The organism is Enterobacter sp. SLBN-59 (genome assembly GCF_024807915.1).
In the GTDB taxonomy this organism is placed as follows: domain Bacteria; phylum Pseudomonadota; class Gammaproteobacteria; order Enterobacterales; family Enterobacteriaceae; genus Enterobacter; species Enterobacter asburiae_B.
Window position 1 is genome coordinate 2,039,772 of sequence record NZ_JANUFI010000001.1, and the last position, 15,834, is coordinate 2,055,605.

9 protein-coding genes are annotated in these 15,834 nt (G+C 59.2%); 2 read left to right on the forward strand and 7 right to left on the reverse strand.

What is annotated here, in order from left to right; translation table 11 throughout:
* Nucleotides 1-15: 15 nt before the first annotated feature.
* From M2422_RS09820 to phoB, 7 genes are all read right to left on the reverse strand, one after another.
* Nucleotides 16-1,401, reverse strand: a complete 1,386-nt coding sequence (locus tag M2422_RS09820) for a DUF3999 domain-containing protein (RefSeq protein ID WP_064673458.1) — start codon at nucleotides 1,399-1,401, stop codon at nucleotides 16-18.
* Nucleotides 1,398-4,013: a DUF2339 domain-containing protein gene (locus tag M2422_RS09825; protein ID WP_064673459.1), complete on the reverse strand. Its 2,616-nt coding sequence runs from the start codon at nucleotides 4,011-4,013 to the stop codon at nucleotides 1,398-1,400. The genes M2422_RS09820 and M2422_RS09825 overlap by 4 nt, the downstream gene beginning before the upstream one ends.
* Before the next feature lie 88 nt (nucleotides 4,014-4,101).
* On the reverse strand, nucleotides 4,102-5,919 hold the full coding sequence (gene malZ / locus M2422_RS09830) for a maltodextrin glucosidase (protein WP_064673460.1): 1,818 nt from the start codon (nucleotides 5,917-5,919) through the stop codon (nucleotides 4,102-4,104).
* Between the two features lie 139 nt (nucleotides 5,920-6,058).
* On the reverse strand, nucleotides 6,059-7,432 hold the full coding sequence (gene proY, locus M2422_RS09835) for a proline-specific permease ProY (RefSeq protein ID WP_064673461.1): 1,374 nt from the start codon (nucleotides 7,430-7,432) through the stop codon (nucleotides 6,059-6,061).
* 81 nt (nucleotides 7,433-7,513) lie between these two features.
* The gene (gene brnQ, locus M2422_RS09840; protein ID WP_024906795.1) at nucleotides 7,514-8,833 is read right to left on the reverse strand and encodes a branched-chain amino acid transporter carrier protein BrnQ; all 1,320 of its coding nucleotides are present in this window, start codon (nucleotides 8,831-8,833) and stop codon (nucleotides 7,514-7,516) included.
* A gap of 409 nt (nucleotides 8,834-9,242) precedes the next feature.
* A complete protein-coding gene (phoR, locus tag M2422_RS09845) occupies nucleotides 9,243-10,538 on the reverse strand; it encodes a phosphate regulon sensor histidine kinase PhoR (protein ID WP_047061227.1) in 1,296 nt (431 codons plus the stop codon).
* A 21-nt stretch (nucleotides 10,539-10,559) separates the two neighbouring features.
* Nucleotides 10,560-11,249: a phosphate response regulator transcription factor PhoB gene (gene phoB, locus M2422_RS09850; protein ID WP_008503265.1), complete on the reverse strand. Its 690-nt coding sequence runs from the start codon at nucleotides 11,247-11,249 to the stop codon at nucleotides 10,560-10,562.
* 187 nt (nucleotides 11,250-11,436) lie between these two features.
* On the opposite strand from phoB, the gene sbcD reads away from it, so the two are divergent.
* On the forward strand, nucleotides 11,437-12,642 hold the full coding sequence (sbcD, locus tag M2422_RS09855; RefSeq protein ID WP_064673462.1) for an exonuclease subunit SbcD: 1,206 nt from the start codon (nucleotides 11,437-11,439) through the stop codon (nucleotides 12,640-12,642).
* On the forward strand, nucleotides 12,639-15,770 hold the full coding sequence (sbcC, locus tag M2422_RS09860; RefSeq protein ID WP_248202695.1) for an exonuclease subunit SbcC: 3,132 nt from the start codon (nucleotides 12,639-12,641) through the stop codon (nucleotides 15,768-15,770). The genes sbcD and sbcC overlap by 4 nt, the downstream gene beginning before the upstream one ends.
* Nucleotides 15,771-15,834: the final 64 nt, after the last annotated feature.

Genomic DNA, 15,834 nt, shown 5'->3' on the forward strand with positions numbered 1-15,834 from the left:
TATGCGGGCCTTTTTTTATGCCTTACGCTGCGTCTCTCGCCAGATACGCCAGGCCATGCCCGCCAGCAGAATCACCCCCGCAATCAGCACGCCCCATACCAGAAGCGTGTTCATCCTGCTCTCCCGCTCAGCCGCAGAGGTAGCGTTCAGACGCCCCTCGCCGCCTAACGCAACATCATCCAGAATGTCGGCCTGCGGCAGGTTCGCCATATCATAGGTCTTGCGCAGGTCGGCCGGGATCAGCATGCCGGGCTCCACGCTGGCAGGCTTCGCGGCGCCGTTGCCCCAGGCGAGCACGTACGGCGCTTTCCCCTGCGCGTTGAACACCAGGTCATAGCGGTCGCGATGTCCCGTGACGCTCGGCAGGTATTCTGGCAGACGCGCATTCAGCGTCGTGATTTTCAAGGCCTGCACCAGCCCCCCGTTAAGCGAAACCGGTGGCGACGTTTTTCCCTCAAGACGGTAAAGGACCTCTTTCTTCAGAGGATGCCATGCGTCTTTTTCCGTACTCCGCCACGCGATCTCCACGGGAAGGACGCCATCGCCATTCAGTGAGAGGCTGACAGCACTCAGCGGCTGCGGGCGCGCCCAGTGCCACTGCGCTTCGCTTGTCGATAGCTGCTCCACTTCGCCCTCAAGGTCGACCGCTTCGGGGGCTGTCTGCGCGGGTGCGCTGATTGCGTTTACGCCGGTCAAGGTTATCCCCTGTCTCTGCGCATTCAGCACCACCATGAGATAGCGATTCGCATCGGGAGATAAAACCGTATCGGTATCGATCCGATCGAGCTTAAGACGATCCTGACCGCTGATGACGTCCAGCAATGGCATATCCTCGCGCAGGGTATACCAGCGCTTAAGATCCTCGCTGTAATAGACCGACGCCGTTCCCTGCCACGGCGTCTGCGGGGTATTCCAGAGCAGCTGCAGCTGGGATATAGCGATCTCGCCCGTCGCCTGTTCCGGCAGGGTCAGCAGATAATGTTGCCCGGCTGCGGCGGCTTTTTGCCCCTCCAGCACAATCTCAACGCCGCTTCCGGAACGAAGCAGGATCTTATCGCTATCACCGGATCCTCGAGAAGCCGCAAGCGGCGAGGAGTCCAGCGGGAAAAGGCGCAGCGCGGTGGATTGCGCTGGCACCTGCGGACGCGTCGCGCTGACCAAGCTGAAGGGAACCGCCTCGCCCGACTGGTTAAAGACGCGGACATCATGCAGATCCGGCGACGTGCTTTGCTCATAGACGGCGAGCGGCAGCATCACCCGATACCACTGGGAAGGAACAGACGTATCCAGTGAAAGACCAAAGGCATAGTCCCGGGGCGATTCCGTTTGTCCCTCGTCGCAGAACGCCGGGCCGGAAAGCGCCAGCAGCGCGGTACAGGCTACCGCTTTCATCCATTTCATTTTTCATCTCCTGTTTTGGGCGGTAGCGGTGAGAAATACCCCACGATCAGAACCAGTATCGCCACGCCGATAAACGCCACCGCGCGCGACAAACCGCCTCCGCCCGCGCTGTCCACCAGCATCAGTTTAACCATCACCACGCCCAGCAGCACGGCACCGCAGAGCCACTCCTGTCGGGAAGCCCGACGGGTGGCATGGATCATGACCACCAGCGCGCTCAACATCCAGAACAGAGCAAAACTGGTCTGGATAAGCCGCGAATCCCACAGCGATGCCATATTCCAGGCCACGTCGCCGTACCAGGCCAGGGCGCGCATCAGCGCACCATTAAGCCACCAGAAGCCAAACGCCATCATCGCGACGGCAGGCCACGGACGGGCCTGCGAGAGCCACGCCGGGTAGTAGCGATCCACCGCCCGATAAAAGACCACCAGCCCCAGCAATGCGAACGCCGCGCCTTCCTCAAGCGGGTTTACCAGCGGCAGCCAGGTCTGGCGATAGACCACGCCGTCCTGGAAATTGGTCACCACCAGCAGTACCAGCAGCGCCACGACCACGGGGATCGGTGCCAGGCAGGCGTAGAGCGCAGGCCACTCCCGGAACGGCCACCCGCGACGCCGTACGGCTGCAGAGAGCCCCATAATCATCCCGCCGCCTGCTGCCATCGCCAGTCCGCTGCCCCAGGCCGCCATGCCCCACGGCAATGAACGGGCAAACCAGTAAAGCTCCGCGGCCAGCGCCAGCAAAATCATCCAGAACAGCGACAAATGCAGCCCCATCGCGATGCGCGGCGGGAGCCTTTCACCGTCGCGCCGAAGCAGCATCAGCGCGGCAGGAAGCGCAACGCACCAGGCGAGATTTGACCAGCCGGCGGCAACGATCTGCTGGTGCCAGAGCTGATAACCCACCATCAGCAGCATAACCGGCCACAGCAGCCATTTGCTGGCATCCAGCTCCCGCCACGCCAGACGAGCAGCCGCCTGCCGCCAGCCCCAGACCGACGCCGCCGTCATCGCCAGCACGCCCGCCAGAATCGGTAATTCCTTAGTCAGTGCCAGCCGCGATGCACCCAACAGCGCCACGAGCCAGAACAGCAGCCCGCCTGCCAGCAGCGCCCAGCTGACCGGCAGAAAGAGAGTCCGCCACAGCCAGGCCGCAGCCAGCCAGCAAAGGCTGAGGATGGTGAAGATCAGCAGCAGGCTCAGGGACGTAACGCCGTTCGTTTGCGCCCACAGCGCGCTGCCGAGCGCCAGCACCAGCAGCACCGTCCCGCTATAGCTCATGCGACGCTGGTTCTGCTGTACGCCCAGCCAGAGGATACCCAGCCCTTCCAGCGCCCAGGCCATCGCCGTCCAGCGCGCCGACAGCGCCAGCGGAATGGCGAGCGTGGCAAATCCGCCGCCGATTGCCAGCGCCGCCATGACCAGAGGTCGCCCGATAGAGGGATAGCGCCGCAGCGCAAGGAACGCGAGGGTAAGATAAAATGCGCCGTAGCCCAGCGCGCTCAGGGCCGGTCCATATTCCCAGTGCCGGGTCATGCCGTACTGCATCCCGAAACCGATCAGCGGCGGAGCAAACAGCAGCACGCCGTCAATAATTTGCTTCCCTTTCTCCTGCGCCCGCAGCGACAGCGCCACGCTCAGGACGCCGAATATCAGCGTATTGGCAATCAGGAACAGCTGGCAGACCCAATAGTCTTCAGGCTGGTAGTCATTCAGCCCCCACAGGCCGCCCACGCCGAACGTAAACAGCAGCCCGAGCAGGTTCAGCTCGCGCCAGTGCTGCCAGATGCTGATAGCGAGAATGCCGATGGAAAGCAGGAGATAGAAAGAGAACAGCGCCACAAAGCTGCCGCCCCCGGTGGACAACAGCAGCGGCGCAAGATACCCGCCGAGGCTCGCCAACATGGCCAGGCTCAGCGCCTTCTGCAGAACCGCCAGCCCGACGCTCGCGGCGCAAATTACCACCAGAAGCGCAAAGGCCAGCGTCATCGGCAGCATTTGCCAGAGCCGGAATGCGCCAAACACCGTCAGGTAGAGCACGCCGGTCGCCCCGCCCTGGAGGATCAGCGCATAGACGCGCTGCCTGTGCCGCAGCCGCCACCCGACCGCCAGCAGGACAATGGCAAACAGCGCCGTTGCCACGAGGCGCAGCTCAAGCGGGAACAGGGAATGTTCCACGGTATAGCGCAGCAGGAATGAAAGACCGAGGAAGAGTAGCAGGATCCCAAGCTTCGCCAACGGGTTACCCTGCATAAACCAGCGCACCAGCGACGTCAGGATGCCGCCAAAGGCAGAAGGCTGTTTTGCCGCAGGCGTCGGGGCCGGAGCAGGTTCTGCCACGGCTGCGGGAGTATCGGGGCGCCAGGGGTCGACAGGCGCGGGAGCGTCCTCAACCACCGACGCGGTCACGACCGCCGGAGCGGCAGACTGCACCGGCTCTGGCGCTATCTCATTCGCGCCGCGCTGCTCAAGCGCCTCAATGCGCTGGCGTAGCCGGGCGATCTCCTGTCGAGCCGCCGTACTTCGGTTAAAGCCGATAACCGCAAGCACGGGTGCCACCACCAGCGCAAATACCAGGAACAAACAGCCAAGGATGTAAAGCTCGTCCATGTTTCCACCTTCACCGTAAACGATCCGTTAAGATTGACACAAATAGTTGCATTTGCGCCATCTTAAAAGGTGGAAACATTAGCAGGTCTTAGCTGCCGAACCAGATCGTCGCGGATACCGCAGGCAGCGCCAGCACGCCGTCCTGTATCGTCGCCTTGCCCTCTTTATTCTTCCACGCCGCCACCTTCAGCAGCGGTGAATCATCCAGCACCACTTCGCACGCCTCGCCCCGGTTGATCGCCACGAGCACGCGCTGCTGATTGTAGACGCGAGCAAACACCACCACGTTATCGTGGGCATACACCACCTGACAGCCGCCGTAGCGCAGGGCAAGGCTCTGCTTACGCAGCTTCGCCAGCCGCTGATACAGGCTGAACAGCACCTTGTCCTGCTTCTCTGGCTCCCACGGGAAGGTTTTGCGGCAGAAAGGATCGTTGTTGCCGTCCAGCCCCACTTCGTCGCCATAATAGATGCACGGCACGCCCGGCCAGGTGAAGAGCCAGGTCACCGCCAGCGGCAGACGCGCCACATCCTTGCCGAGCAGGGACTTAAAGCGGGCGGTATCGTGGCTATCGAGCTGGTTAAACATCCGCAGCTGCTGCTGATGGGACAGACCGGCGCGATAGTTCTCCATCCACGCCATGCAGGTTTCAGCGTCGATATGATTCGGATCGTAGGATATGTCGGTGTTAGCGAGGAATCCCCATAGCGGGAAGGTAAAGCCGCGATAGTTCATCGCCGCATCTTCCGCATCGTTCTGCAGCCACTGGCGCGCGTCGCCAAAGTGCTCGCCAAAGACGAACGCCTCCGGCTGGGCCGCTTTCGCCGAGCGCGTAATCCCGGCGACGTGCTGAAGGTTATTCCGCGCCCCGCCCGCTTCACCCAGCATATGCACCACGTCCAGCCGCCAGCCGTCCATGTTCCACGGCGCCTTCAGCCAGTGACGCACGATGCTGTCTTCGCCGCCGTAGATTTCATTCACGAGCGTTGGCGACTGGAAATCCAGCTTCGGCAGGCTCGCGTAGCCCAGCCAGTCCAGCGCGCGGCCCTCCTCGTTAAAGCTGTACCAGTCGCGCTGCGGCGAGTCCGGGTTATGACATGCCCCGCCCATCGACTGGTTATGGCGGTCAAACCAGGCGTGCGAATCTCCACTGTGGTTGAACACGCCGTCCAGAATCAGGCGCATGCCTTCGTTTTGGGTATTCTTTCGCAGGCGCAGCAGCGCCTCGTCACCACCAAACTGTTCGTCAACGTGGCGATAATCTTCGGTATCGTATTTGTGCACGCTCGGGGCTTTAAACACCGGGTTGAGATACAGCGCCGTCACGCCGAGCTTTTTCAGGTACGGCAGCTTTTCGCTGATGCCGTCGAGATCGCCGCCGTAAAAAGTGGATCCACCCGCCTGCGCGGTTAACGGCTCGTCCCACGCTTTCAGGATAATGTCGTGGCCCGCCGCATGGTGGTGATAGATCTTATCCTGGTCGGCGGTGCGTTTTTCGCTGCGCGCAAAACGGTCCGGGAAAATCTGGTAAAACACCTGATCGTTAACCCACTGCGGGCCGTTATCCGGGTAATCGACCGCAAACTGCTCCAGCCGTGCGGGCGGGAAACGGCTAAACCCCTGCGGGGTAAACCACAGCTGGCGGTTATTCCACAAAAGCTTAAAGCTGTAACGGCGGCGCGGCTGCCCAGTATTCAGGTCGATATTCGCCCGCCACGCCGTGATCCCCGGCTGCGGCTGGCTGCGCAGCTTGTGCATTTTCAGGCCGGTCTCTTCGTTATCTATTTCGGCGCGGAGCGTCACGCGTTCAGGCTGATTTTCCCCCGCCAGCCAGAGCGTAATCACAAGGTTGTCTTTGTTTTGCTTAACAAATGGGGCAACAGGAAGGTGCCAGGCGTTTAACATCACGAATCCCCTCTGATGAAATTGACGTCACCTTGCCACAGGGTGGTTAAGGATAGCTCATCACGTTCGGGATTATTGGGGGAGGAGAAAGGAGGATGAGGCAAAATTCCCTCTCCCAAGGGGAGAGGGGAAAAGGATATTACTGCGCTTCCGCCAGCTGACGGTCACGGCGGCATTTAAACACCCAGCCCACCAGCAGCAGGACGATCCACGCGCAGCCCACGTACAGGGAAATGCGGGTATCCGGATGGTAGCCAATCAGGGCAATGATAAACACCAGGAAGATCAGCCCGACGACGGTCGTCGCAACGCCGCCCGGTACTTTGAACTTCAACGCTTTCGCCTCATCCGGCGACAGACGACGGCGGAACGCAATCTGCGACAGCAGGATCATAATCCACACCCACACCGTCGCGAAGGTCGCCAGCGATGCGATCACCAGGAAGACGTTCTCCGGCATGATGTAGTTCAGGTAAACCGAGAACAGCAGCGCTACGGTCATCACCACAACGGTTACCCACGGCGTGCCGCGGCGTGAGGTTTTGGCGAACACCTTCGGCGCACTGCCCTGCTCCGCCATGCCGTGCAGCATACGGCCCACGCCAAAGACGTCACTGTTGATCGCGGAGAGTGACGCGGTGAGCACCACAAAGTTCAGAATGCTGGCCGCAAAGGCAATTCCCATATGCTGGAAGGTCAGAACAAACGGGCTACCGTTGGTGCCGACCTGATTCCACGGGTAGATGGACATAATCACGAACAGCGTGCCCACGTAGAACACCAGAATACGCATCGGCACCGAGTTGATGGCGCGCGGAATGGATTTCTCCGGATCTTTCGCTTCCCCGGCGGTGATACCGATAATCTCGATACCGCCGTAGGCGAACATCACTATCTGCAGCGACATGACCATTCCGAGCCAGCCGTTACTGAAGAAGCCGCCGTTGCTCCAGAGGTTATGGATGCCGGTCGGCTGCCCGCCGTTGCCGATTCCCCAGATGATGATGCCGAAACCGGCCACGATCATGATGATGATGGTGGCGACCTTGAAGAAGGAGAACCAGAATTCGAGCTCGCCGAACACCTTCACGCTCATCAGGTTGACGGCGCAAATGATCAGCACCACGCCCAGCACCCAAATCCAGTGCGGCACCGCCGGGAACCAGACGCCCATATAGATGCCAAACGCCGTCACGTCGGCAATCGCCACAATCAGGATTTCAAAGCAGTAGGTCCAGCCGGTGATAAACCCGGCCAGCGGGCCGAGGTTTTCCTGCGCGTAGCGGGAGAAGGAGCTGGCGGACGGGTTGTGAACCGACATTTCGCCGAGGGCGCGCATGATGATATACGCCGCCACGCCGCCGATGATGTACGCCAGCAGAACGCTGGGACCGGCCATTTTGATGGCATCTGCCGAGCCATAAAAAAGACCGGTGCCGATAGCAGAGCCCAGCGCCATAAAGCGGATGTGGCGCGTGCTCAATCCACGTTTAAGTTTGTTAGTGCTTTCCATTTAAATCTTGCCATTCAACACGAAAAAAACAAAAAACCACGGGGCCTTAAGCCCCGTGGTTAAACAGTTTGTTGCCGTTGATTAATGAGCGTTCGATGCGACCTGACGCCCTGCAGCACGGTCCCAGATAATCGCCAGAACCAGTGCAACAACGGTAGGCATCAGCCAGGCCAGACCCTGCTCGGACAGCGGCAGACGCTGTGTCCATGCCGGCAGTATGTGCGCAAAAGCTGATGCTTTAATCCCGTCAAGGATACCAAAAATCAGGCTGATAAACATGGCTGGCGCAATAATTCGTGAAGAGTTGTTCCACCACGGGCGAGTAAAGCTCAGCACCACCAGCACAATACACGGCGGGTAAATCGCCGTCAGCACCGGAATAGAGACCTGAATCAGGTGGCTCAGACCGAGGTTGGACACCGCCATGGAGAAGATACCGAGGATAAACACCAGAGTGCGGTAAGAGAGCGGCAGATACTGTGCAAAGAACTCTGCGCAGGCGCAGGTCAGGCCAACCGCCGTCACCAGACAGGCAAGGAAGATGAGCGCTGCCAGCAGCATACTGCCCGCACCGCCGAAGGTGTGCTGAACGTAGGCGTGCAGGATAGCCGCACCGTTGGCGTTCTGATCGACCAGCATGGCGCTGTCGGAGCCCAGACGGAACAGCGCCAGATACAGCAGCGTCAGCCCCACGCCGGCCATCAGGCCAGCCCAGATGGTATAGCGGGTCAGCAGACGCGCTTCGGTCACACCGCGGGAACGCGCGGCGTTAACGATAACGATACCAAACACCATCGCGCCCAGCGTATCCATCGTCAGGTAGCCGTTCACAAAGCCGTTGGAAAACGCGGCATTTTTATAGGCGTCCATCGCGTCGCTAATCGGGCCCGCTGGCCAGACGATGGCCGCTACCGCCAGAACAATCAGCGCCACAATTTTCAGCGGAGCCAGGAAGTTACCCACGGTATCCAGCAGCTTGCCCGGATAGAGGGAAACCAGAATCACGATTGCGAAGTAGATCAGGCTGTAGATAAACAGCGGCATCGCACCGTCACCGGTCAGGGGAGCAATACCCACTTCGAAGGACACGGTTGCCGTACGCGGGGTCGCAAACAGCGGGCCAACGGCCAGATAGCAGACGGTTGCCAGCAGAACGCCTGCCACTTTGCCAATCGGGGTGCTGAGGCTATCCACACCGCCGCCGACTTTCGCCAGCGCGACGACGGTCAGAACCGGCAGACCCACGGCAGTAATCAGGAAACCAAACGCGGCGGTCCAGACGTGTTCACCCGCCTGTAAGCCAACCATTGGAGGGAAAATGATGTTGCCTGCGCCAACGAACAGCGCAAATGTCATAAAGCCCAGCGCGATGATGTCACGCGATTTTAAGTGATGGGTCATAAAACCTTACTGCCTGTGGATGTGGTGTTGAAAACATTGAGATTTTCGATATCCCTGACGGGATGATACAGCCGAAAATTTGCTCAATTTCAGCGGGAAATGCTCCCGTCCTGGCGTGGAGAAGAATAGTTTTTCGATTTACCACGCAAATACAGTCGGTCTGACAGTATCTGGGGCGCAATTTAAACGCTTATAACGTTTAAAGGCAAGGTGGGATCGTAAAACCAGAACAATATGCCAGCATGAAAATACACGTCAGAACAATACGCTATTTATAAGAAAAACCCATGGCTAATCATGCGAACAAAAAACAGTCAGCCGTATAAAATTCATCCGCGTTTCGCTTGACTGCAAAGCAAACGGGCCAGCAGACGCTGACCCGTGGAAAGGTAAAATGACACGCCTGCCGTCAGGCGATCTTTTTGGCAATTAATCGTTCCGGAATAACGAAACTGAAGCGGGTTCCTTTACCCAGCGTACTCTGAATATCGAGACGGCTTTCATGGTGATTCACCGCGTGTTTCACAATTGCCAGCCCCAGGCCGCTTCCGCCTGTTTGCCGGGATCGCGCTTTATCCACACGGTAAAAGCGCTCGGTCAGACGCGGAATATGCTCAGGCGCGATCCCCGGCCCGTTGTCTTCCACGCTAAACTCAGCCCCCGTTGGGGCATGGTGCCAGCGCACCACGATATTCGTCCCCTCCGGCGTATGATTCACCGCGTTATACACCAGGTTGGAAATGGCGCTCCGCAGTTCATCTTCGCTGCCCAGCACCTTCAGCGTATTGTCGACCTCAAAGGTCAGGTGATGCTTTTTGTGGCTTAGCGTCTGCGCTTCACGCTCAACTACCCGCAGCATCATCGGGACATCAATGGTCTCATTTAGCGCGAGCGTTGGCGCCGCTTCAATCTTCGAGAGCGTCAGCAGCTGCTTCACCAGCCCTTCCATCCGGTGCGTTTGCTCGCGCATGGTGTGCAGCGCTTTTTCACGCGGCGCGCCTTCAAGCGTTTGCTCCTGCATCATCTCCAGGTAGCCCTGAAGCACGGTCAGCGGGGTACGCAGTTCGTGACTGACGTTGGCGAAGAAGTTGCGACGCGCCCCTTCCAGCTGGTGCATCTGGGTGACATCGCGCGCCACCATCAGCCACTGTTTATCGCTGTAGGGCATCACGCGGATTTCCAGATGGCGACCATTATTGAGCTTCAGATTGTGCGGGCGGGTAAAATCACGCTTTTTCAGATACAGCGTGAACTCGGGATAGCGCAGAAGGTTGAGGATATTCTGACCATTATCATCGGGCCAGCGCAGGCCCAGCAGCTGTTGCGCAAGGCCGTTACACCAGAAGATCGTCCCTTCTTCGGTCGTCATAATAACGGCATCCGGCAGCGACTCTGCACCGCTGCGAAAACGCTTAATCAGGCTTCCCAGCTCGCGGCGACGCTTTTTATTACGCATCTGCATCTGATGCAGACCGTACAGCAGCGGCTCCCAGCTGCCGCTTCCCGGCGGCGGCGTCATACTTCGGTCAACCCACAGCCACCACGAGAGGCGCAGCAGGTTCCAGAAATGCCAGATCAGCAGCCCGGTGACCGACGCCAGCAGAAACCACGGCAGGTGTCCAAGAAAGGCCCCCAGAAGGAAGGCCGGAATACAGCATAAGATCAGTTCAAAGACGAGCCTTTTCCATGACAGACGTTCCAGCACGCGTCACACTCCTGTCATTGTTCAGAAACGGGTAGAAAAACGATAACCCGTGCCGCGGACCGTCTGCACCATGCGATCGTGGCCGCTCAGTTCCAGTGCTTTTCGCAGGCGGCGAATATGTACGTCAACCGTCCGGTCTTCGACATACACGTTAGTTCCCCAGACGTTATTCAGCAACTGCTCGCGGCTGTAAACGCGTTCCGGGTGAGTCATAAAGAAGTGCAGGAGTTTAAATTCGGTAGGCCCCATGTCGAGGGGATTTTCACCGGTCATGACGCGGTGTGAGGTGGGGTCAAGGCTCAGCCCCTGCATCTCTATCACCTCTTCCACCGCCATCGGCGAAATACGGCGCATCACGGCTTTAATGCGGGCAACCAGCTCTTTTGGGGAGAACGGTTTAGTAATGTAATCGTCCGCGCCGGTCTCCAGACCGCGCACGCGATCCTCTTCTTCTCCGCGCGCCGTGAGCATCACAACCGGGATGTCGCGGGTCAGCGCTTCACGCTTCAGGTGTTTGATAAACTGCAGTCCGGAGCCGCCGGGCAACATCCAGTCCAGCAGAATCAGATCGGGCCAGGGTTCATTCAGCTGGTTCACTGCGCTGTCATAATCTTCCGCTTCAACCGGCTGGAAGCCGTTTTGCTCGAGCACGAAGCACACCATTTCACGAATTGGAGCTTCATCTTCTACGACCAGAATACGTCTCGCCATACTTTGCCCTGTCTTATCTTATTTAAGTTACAAGTTTGTAATTCGGCGCCATTATGCGTCAGATTTATGACAGATTTATGAAAAACAGTACCACGATAACGGGCAAACCGTTGTTTTATTACAGCGGTTATTTTCCCGTCTCTGAACGTTTATAATCCTGCTTTCTCTTTTTTGCCACGGATCTGCTATGCGCATACTTCACACCTCGGACTGGCATCTGGGTCAAAATTTTTACAGCAAAAGCCGTGCGGCTGAACATGAAGCCTTCCTGAACTGGCTGCTGGAAACGGCCCGGACGCACGAGGTGGACGCGATTATTGTGGCGGGTGACATCTTTGATACCGGCTCGCCCCCCAGCTATGCGCGTGAACTGTACAACCGCTTCGTGGTGAATTTGCAGCAAACCGGCTGTCATCTGGTGATTGTCGCCGGCAACCATGATTCCGTCGCGACCCTCAATGAATCTCGTGACATCCTGGCATTTCTCAATACCACCGTCGTCGCCAGCGCCGGGCACGCCCCGCAGCTCCTGAAAAAACGCGACGGCACGCCGGGGGCGGTGCTGTGCCCCATTCCGTTTTTACGGCCACGCGACATCGTGCAAAGCCAGGCGGGGCTGTCGGGTGCGGAAAAGCAGCAGCATTTATTACAGGCCATCACCGACTATTATCACCAGCAGCACGCCGATGCCTGCGCCCTACGGGGCGAGCAGCGGATTCCAGTGATTGCGACCGGCCATCTCACCACCGTCGGGGCCAGTAAAAGTGACGCCGTACGCGACATCTATATCGGCACGCTGGATGCCTTTCCGGCGCAAAACTTCCCGCCAGCCGACTACATTGCGCTCGGGCACATTCACCGGGCGCAGGTCGTCGGCGGCAGCGAGCACATCCGCTACTGCGGCTCGCCAATTTCGCTCAGCTTTGACGAAACGGGCAAGGCCAAATCCGTCCACCTGGTGAGCTTTTCCGACGGAAAACTTCACGCCGTCGAGACGCTGGAGGTCCCGGTCACCCAGCCGCTGGCGGTGCTGAAGGGCGATCTTGCCGCCATTACCGCCCAGCTTGAGCAGTGGCGCGGAACAGCGCTTAACCCGCCCGTCTGGCTGGATATCGAAATCACCACCGACGACTACCTGCACGATATGCAGCGTAAAATTCAGGCGCTGACGGAAGATTTACCCGTCGAGGTCTTACTGGTACGCCGCAGCCGCGAGCAGCGCGAGAAAATTCTGTTAAGCGCTCAACGCGAAACGCTCAGTGAACTGCGGGTTGAAGAGGTGTTTGAACGCAGGCTCTCGCAGGAGGAAATTGACGACGCGAAGCGCGCAAGACTCAGCGAACTGTTCAGCCATACCCTGCATGCGCTCAATGATGAGGAAGAAAACGCATGAAAATTTTGAGCCTGCGCCTGAAAAATCTCAACTCCCTCAAGGGCGAGTGGAAAATTGACTTTACCGCGGAGCCGTTTGCCAGCAACGGGCTGTTTGCCATTACCGGCGCGACCGGGGCAGGTAAAACCACCCTGCTCGACGCCATCTGCCTGGCGCTTTATCACGAAACGCCGCGACTGCAGAAGGTCTCTCAGGCGCAAAACGACCTGATGACGCGCGACACCGCCGAGTGCCTGGCGGAAGTGGAGTTCGAGGTAAAAGGCACCGCCTATCGCGCATTCTGGAGCCAGAACCGCGCGCGCAACCAGCCGGACGGAAACCTGCAGGCGCCGCGCGTGGAGCTGGCGCGCTGCGAAGATGGCAAAATCCTGGCCGACAAAGTGACGGATAAACTGGAGCAAACCGCCGCGCTCACCGGGCTGGACTATGGCCGCTTCACCCGCTCGATGCTGCTCTCACAGGGGCAGTTTGCCGCCTTCCTTAATGCCAGGCCGAGCGATCGCGCCGAGCTGCTGGAAGAGCTGACCGGCACCGAGATCTACGGACAGATTTCCGCCATGGTGTTTGAAAAACATAAAGCCGCCCGCAGCGTGCTTGAAAAGTGCGAGGCGCAGGCGGCGGGCGTCGTGCTGTTGAGCGAAGAGCAACAGCAGCAGTTGCAGCAAAGTTTGCAGGCGCTTACTGACGAAGAGAAAATCCTGCTGGTTCAGCAGCAAAGCCAACAGAAAGATTTTCAGTGGCTTACGCGCCATGATGAGCTCGTGCTTGAGCAACAGCGCGTCACCGCAATGCAGCAGCAGGCGCAACAGGCGCTGACGAACGCTGCGCCAGAGCTGGCAAAGCTCCAGCTTGCCCTGCCCGCCGCCCAGCTTCGACCGCTTTGGGCGCACCAGCAGGAGCAAACCGCGCGCCTGACGCAAACCCAGCAGCGAATTGTTGAAGTAAATACTCGCTTACAAGCCAAAACCGCACTGCGCGCGCGGATCCGTCATACCGCCCAGCGTAATCATGAGCAGCTTCAGACCGAACTGAAGGCGCTGGCGCAGTGGCTGGCGGAGCACGAGCGCTATCGCCTGCTGGGGCAGGAGATTGCCGGCTGGCGTGCCCAGTTCTCACAGCTTAACCGCGACAAAACGCAGTTAGCCTCGCTTGCTGCGCGGATGGGTGAACTACGCAACAGGCTGGCTGAGATGCCGGAAAATGCGCTGACGCTGACGGCGGATGAGGTCAGCGCGGCCATGGAGCAACAGTCACGGTCACGCGCGCTGCGCCAGCGGCTAACGTCGCTGCATGCCCGCTATCAGCCGCTGCAAAAGCGCCTGCGCCAGAGCGGTGAAAGCGTGCAGAAGGCCCAGGCCGATCAAAACAAACTCAATGAAACGCTGACGCTGCGTCGCCAGCAGTACAAAGAGAAACACCAGCACTTTCTGGATCTTAAAGCCCTCTGCGAACGCGAAGCGACGATTAAAGACCTGGAAAGCTATCGTTCCCGGCTTGAGGCCGGCAAACCCTGTCCGCTGTGCGGCTCCAGCGAACACCCCGCCGTTGCGCAATACCAGTCGCTTGAGCTGACGGATAACCAGCGCCGCCGCGATACCCTGGAAAAAGAGGTCGCCGCGCTTAAAGAGGAAGGCCTGCTGGTGCTGGGACAGGTTAATGCCCTGACGCAGCAGATCCAGCGCGAGACAGACGAAGCGCAGACTCTCTCTCAGGAAGAGCAAGCGCTCACTAAAGAGTGGATGGAGGTCTGCGCTTCCCTGAACATAGCGTTGAATATTCAGGAAGATATCACGCCATGGATGAACGAGCAGGAACAGTACGAGCGCCAGCTTTATCAGTTGAGCCAGCGTCTGACCCTGCAAAACCAGCTAAACGAGCAGGAAGTGCTGGAGCGACAGTATCAGCAGCAGCTGACGGCCGCGCGCCAGGCGCTGGAAATCACCCTGCTCTCGCTATCGCTTAACGTACCTGAAGACGGCAATGAAGCCGCCTGGCTGCACGCCCGCGAAGCGGAATTCGCGCAGTGGCAGGAGAAACAAACGCAGCACGGCGTGCTTCTGGAACGCATAAACGCGCTGAAGCCGCTGCTCGACACGCTTCCGGAAACGAACGGCGAAGAGGCCGAACCGGCCATTCCTGACGGCTGGCGCGACGTTCACGATGAATGCGTGTCGCTACAAAGCCAGCTCAGCGCGCAGCAGCAGCAGGAAAAGCTGGAGCAAGAGCGCCTGCAGCAGTCGCAGACGCAGTTCACCGCGGCGCTCGCAGCGAGCTGCTTTGCCGATCGGGACGCGTTCCTTGCCGCGCTGCTGGATGACGACGCTATTCGTCGCCTCGAACAGCTGAAGCAGTCGCTGGAAAGCCAGATACAGCAGGCCGCAGCCCTTTCCGGCCAGGCTAACCAGCAGCTGCAGGCTCATCTGTCGCTGCGGCCGGAAGGGCTCAACGCCGATGCTCCTGCGCTGCAAAGCCAGCTGCAGCAGCTGGCGGAAAGGCTTCGCGAGAACACGACGCATCAGGGCGAGATCCGCCAGCAGCTCAAGCAGGACAGCGATAACCGTCAGCACCAGCTGGCGTTGATGCAGCAAATTGAAGAGGCCGCGCGCCAGGCGGACGACTGGGGTTATCTGAACGCGCTGATCGGCTCCAGCACCGGCGACAAGTTCCGCAAGTTCGCGCAGGGGCTGACGCTGGATAATCTCGTCTGGCTTGCTAACCAGCAGCTTAACCGTCTGCACGGGCGTTATCTGCTGCAGCGCAAGGCCAGCGACGCGCTGGAGCTGGAAGTGGTCGATACGTGGCAGGCGGACGCGGTGCGCGATACCCGAACGCTCTCGGGCGGCGAGAGCTTCCTGGTCAGCCTGGCGCTGGCGCTGGCTCTTTCCGATCTGGTGAGCCATAAGACGCGGATCGATTCCCTGTTCCTGGATGAGGGGTTCGGCACGCTCGACAGTGAAACGCTGGATACCGCGCTGGATGCGCTCGACGCGCTGAACGCCACCGGGAAAACCATCGGCGTGATCAGCCACGTAGAGGCGATGAAAGAGCGCATTCCGGTGCAGATCAAGGTGAAGAAAATCAACGGGCTGGGTTATAGCAGGCTGGATAAGGAATTTGCGGTGGGCTGAATGGTAGGTCGGTGCGGTCTGATGCCCTCACCCTAGCCCTCTCCCACAGGGAGAGGGTAAAAAC

Excerpts from the sequence above, each read along its gene's own strand:
- M2422_RS09820 (WP_064673458.1), bottom strand. The coding sequence starts at position 1,401 with ATGAAATGGATGAAAGCGGTAGCCTGTACCGCGCTGCTGGCGCTTTCC.
- M2422_RS09825 (WP_064673459.1), bottom strand. The coding sequence starts at position 4,013 with ATGGACGAGCTTTACATCCTTGGCTGTTTGTTCCTGGTATTTGCGCTG.
- malZ (WP_064673460.1), bottom strand. The coding sequence starts at position 5,919 with ATGTTAAACGCCTGGCACCTTCCTGTTGCCCCATTTGTTAAGCAAAAC.
- proY (WP_064673461.1), bottom strand. The coding sequence starts at position 7,432 with ATGGAAAGCACTAACAAACTTAAACGTGGATTGAGCACGCGCCACATC.
- brnQ (WP_024906795.1), bottom strand. The coding sequence starts at position 8,833 with ATGACCCATCACTTAAAATCGCGTGACATCATCGCGCTGGGCTTTATG.
- phoB (WP_008503265.1), bottom strand. The coding sequence starts at position 11,249 with ATGGCGAGACGTATTCTGGTCGTAGAAGATGAAGCTCCAATTCGTGAA.
- sbcD (WP_064673462.1), top strand. The coding sequence starts at position 11,437 with ATGCGCATACTTCACACCTCGGACTGGCATCTGGGTCAAAATTTTTAC.
- sbcC (WP_248202695.1), top strand. The coding sequence starts at position 12,639 with ATGAAAATTTTGAGCCTGCGCCTGAAAAATCTCAACTCCCTCAAGGGC.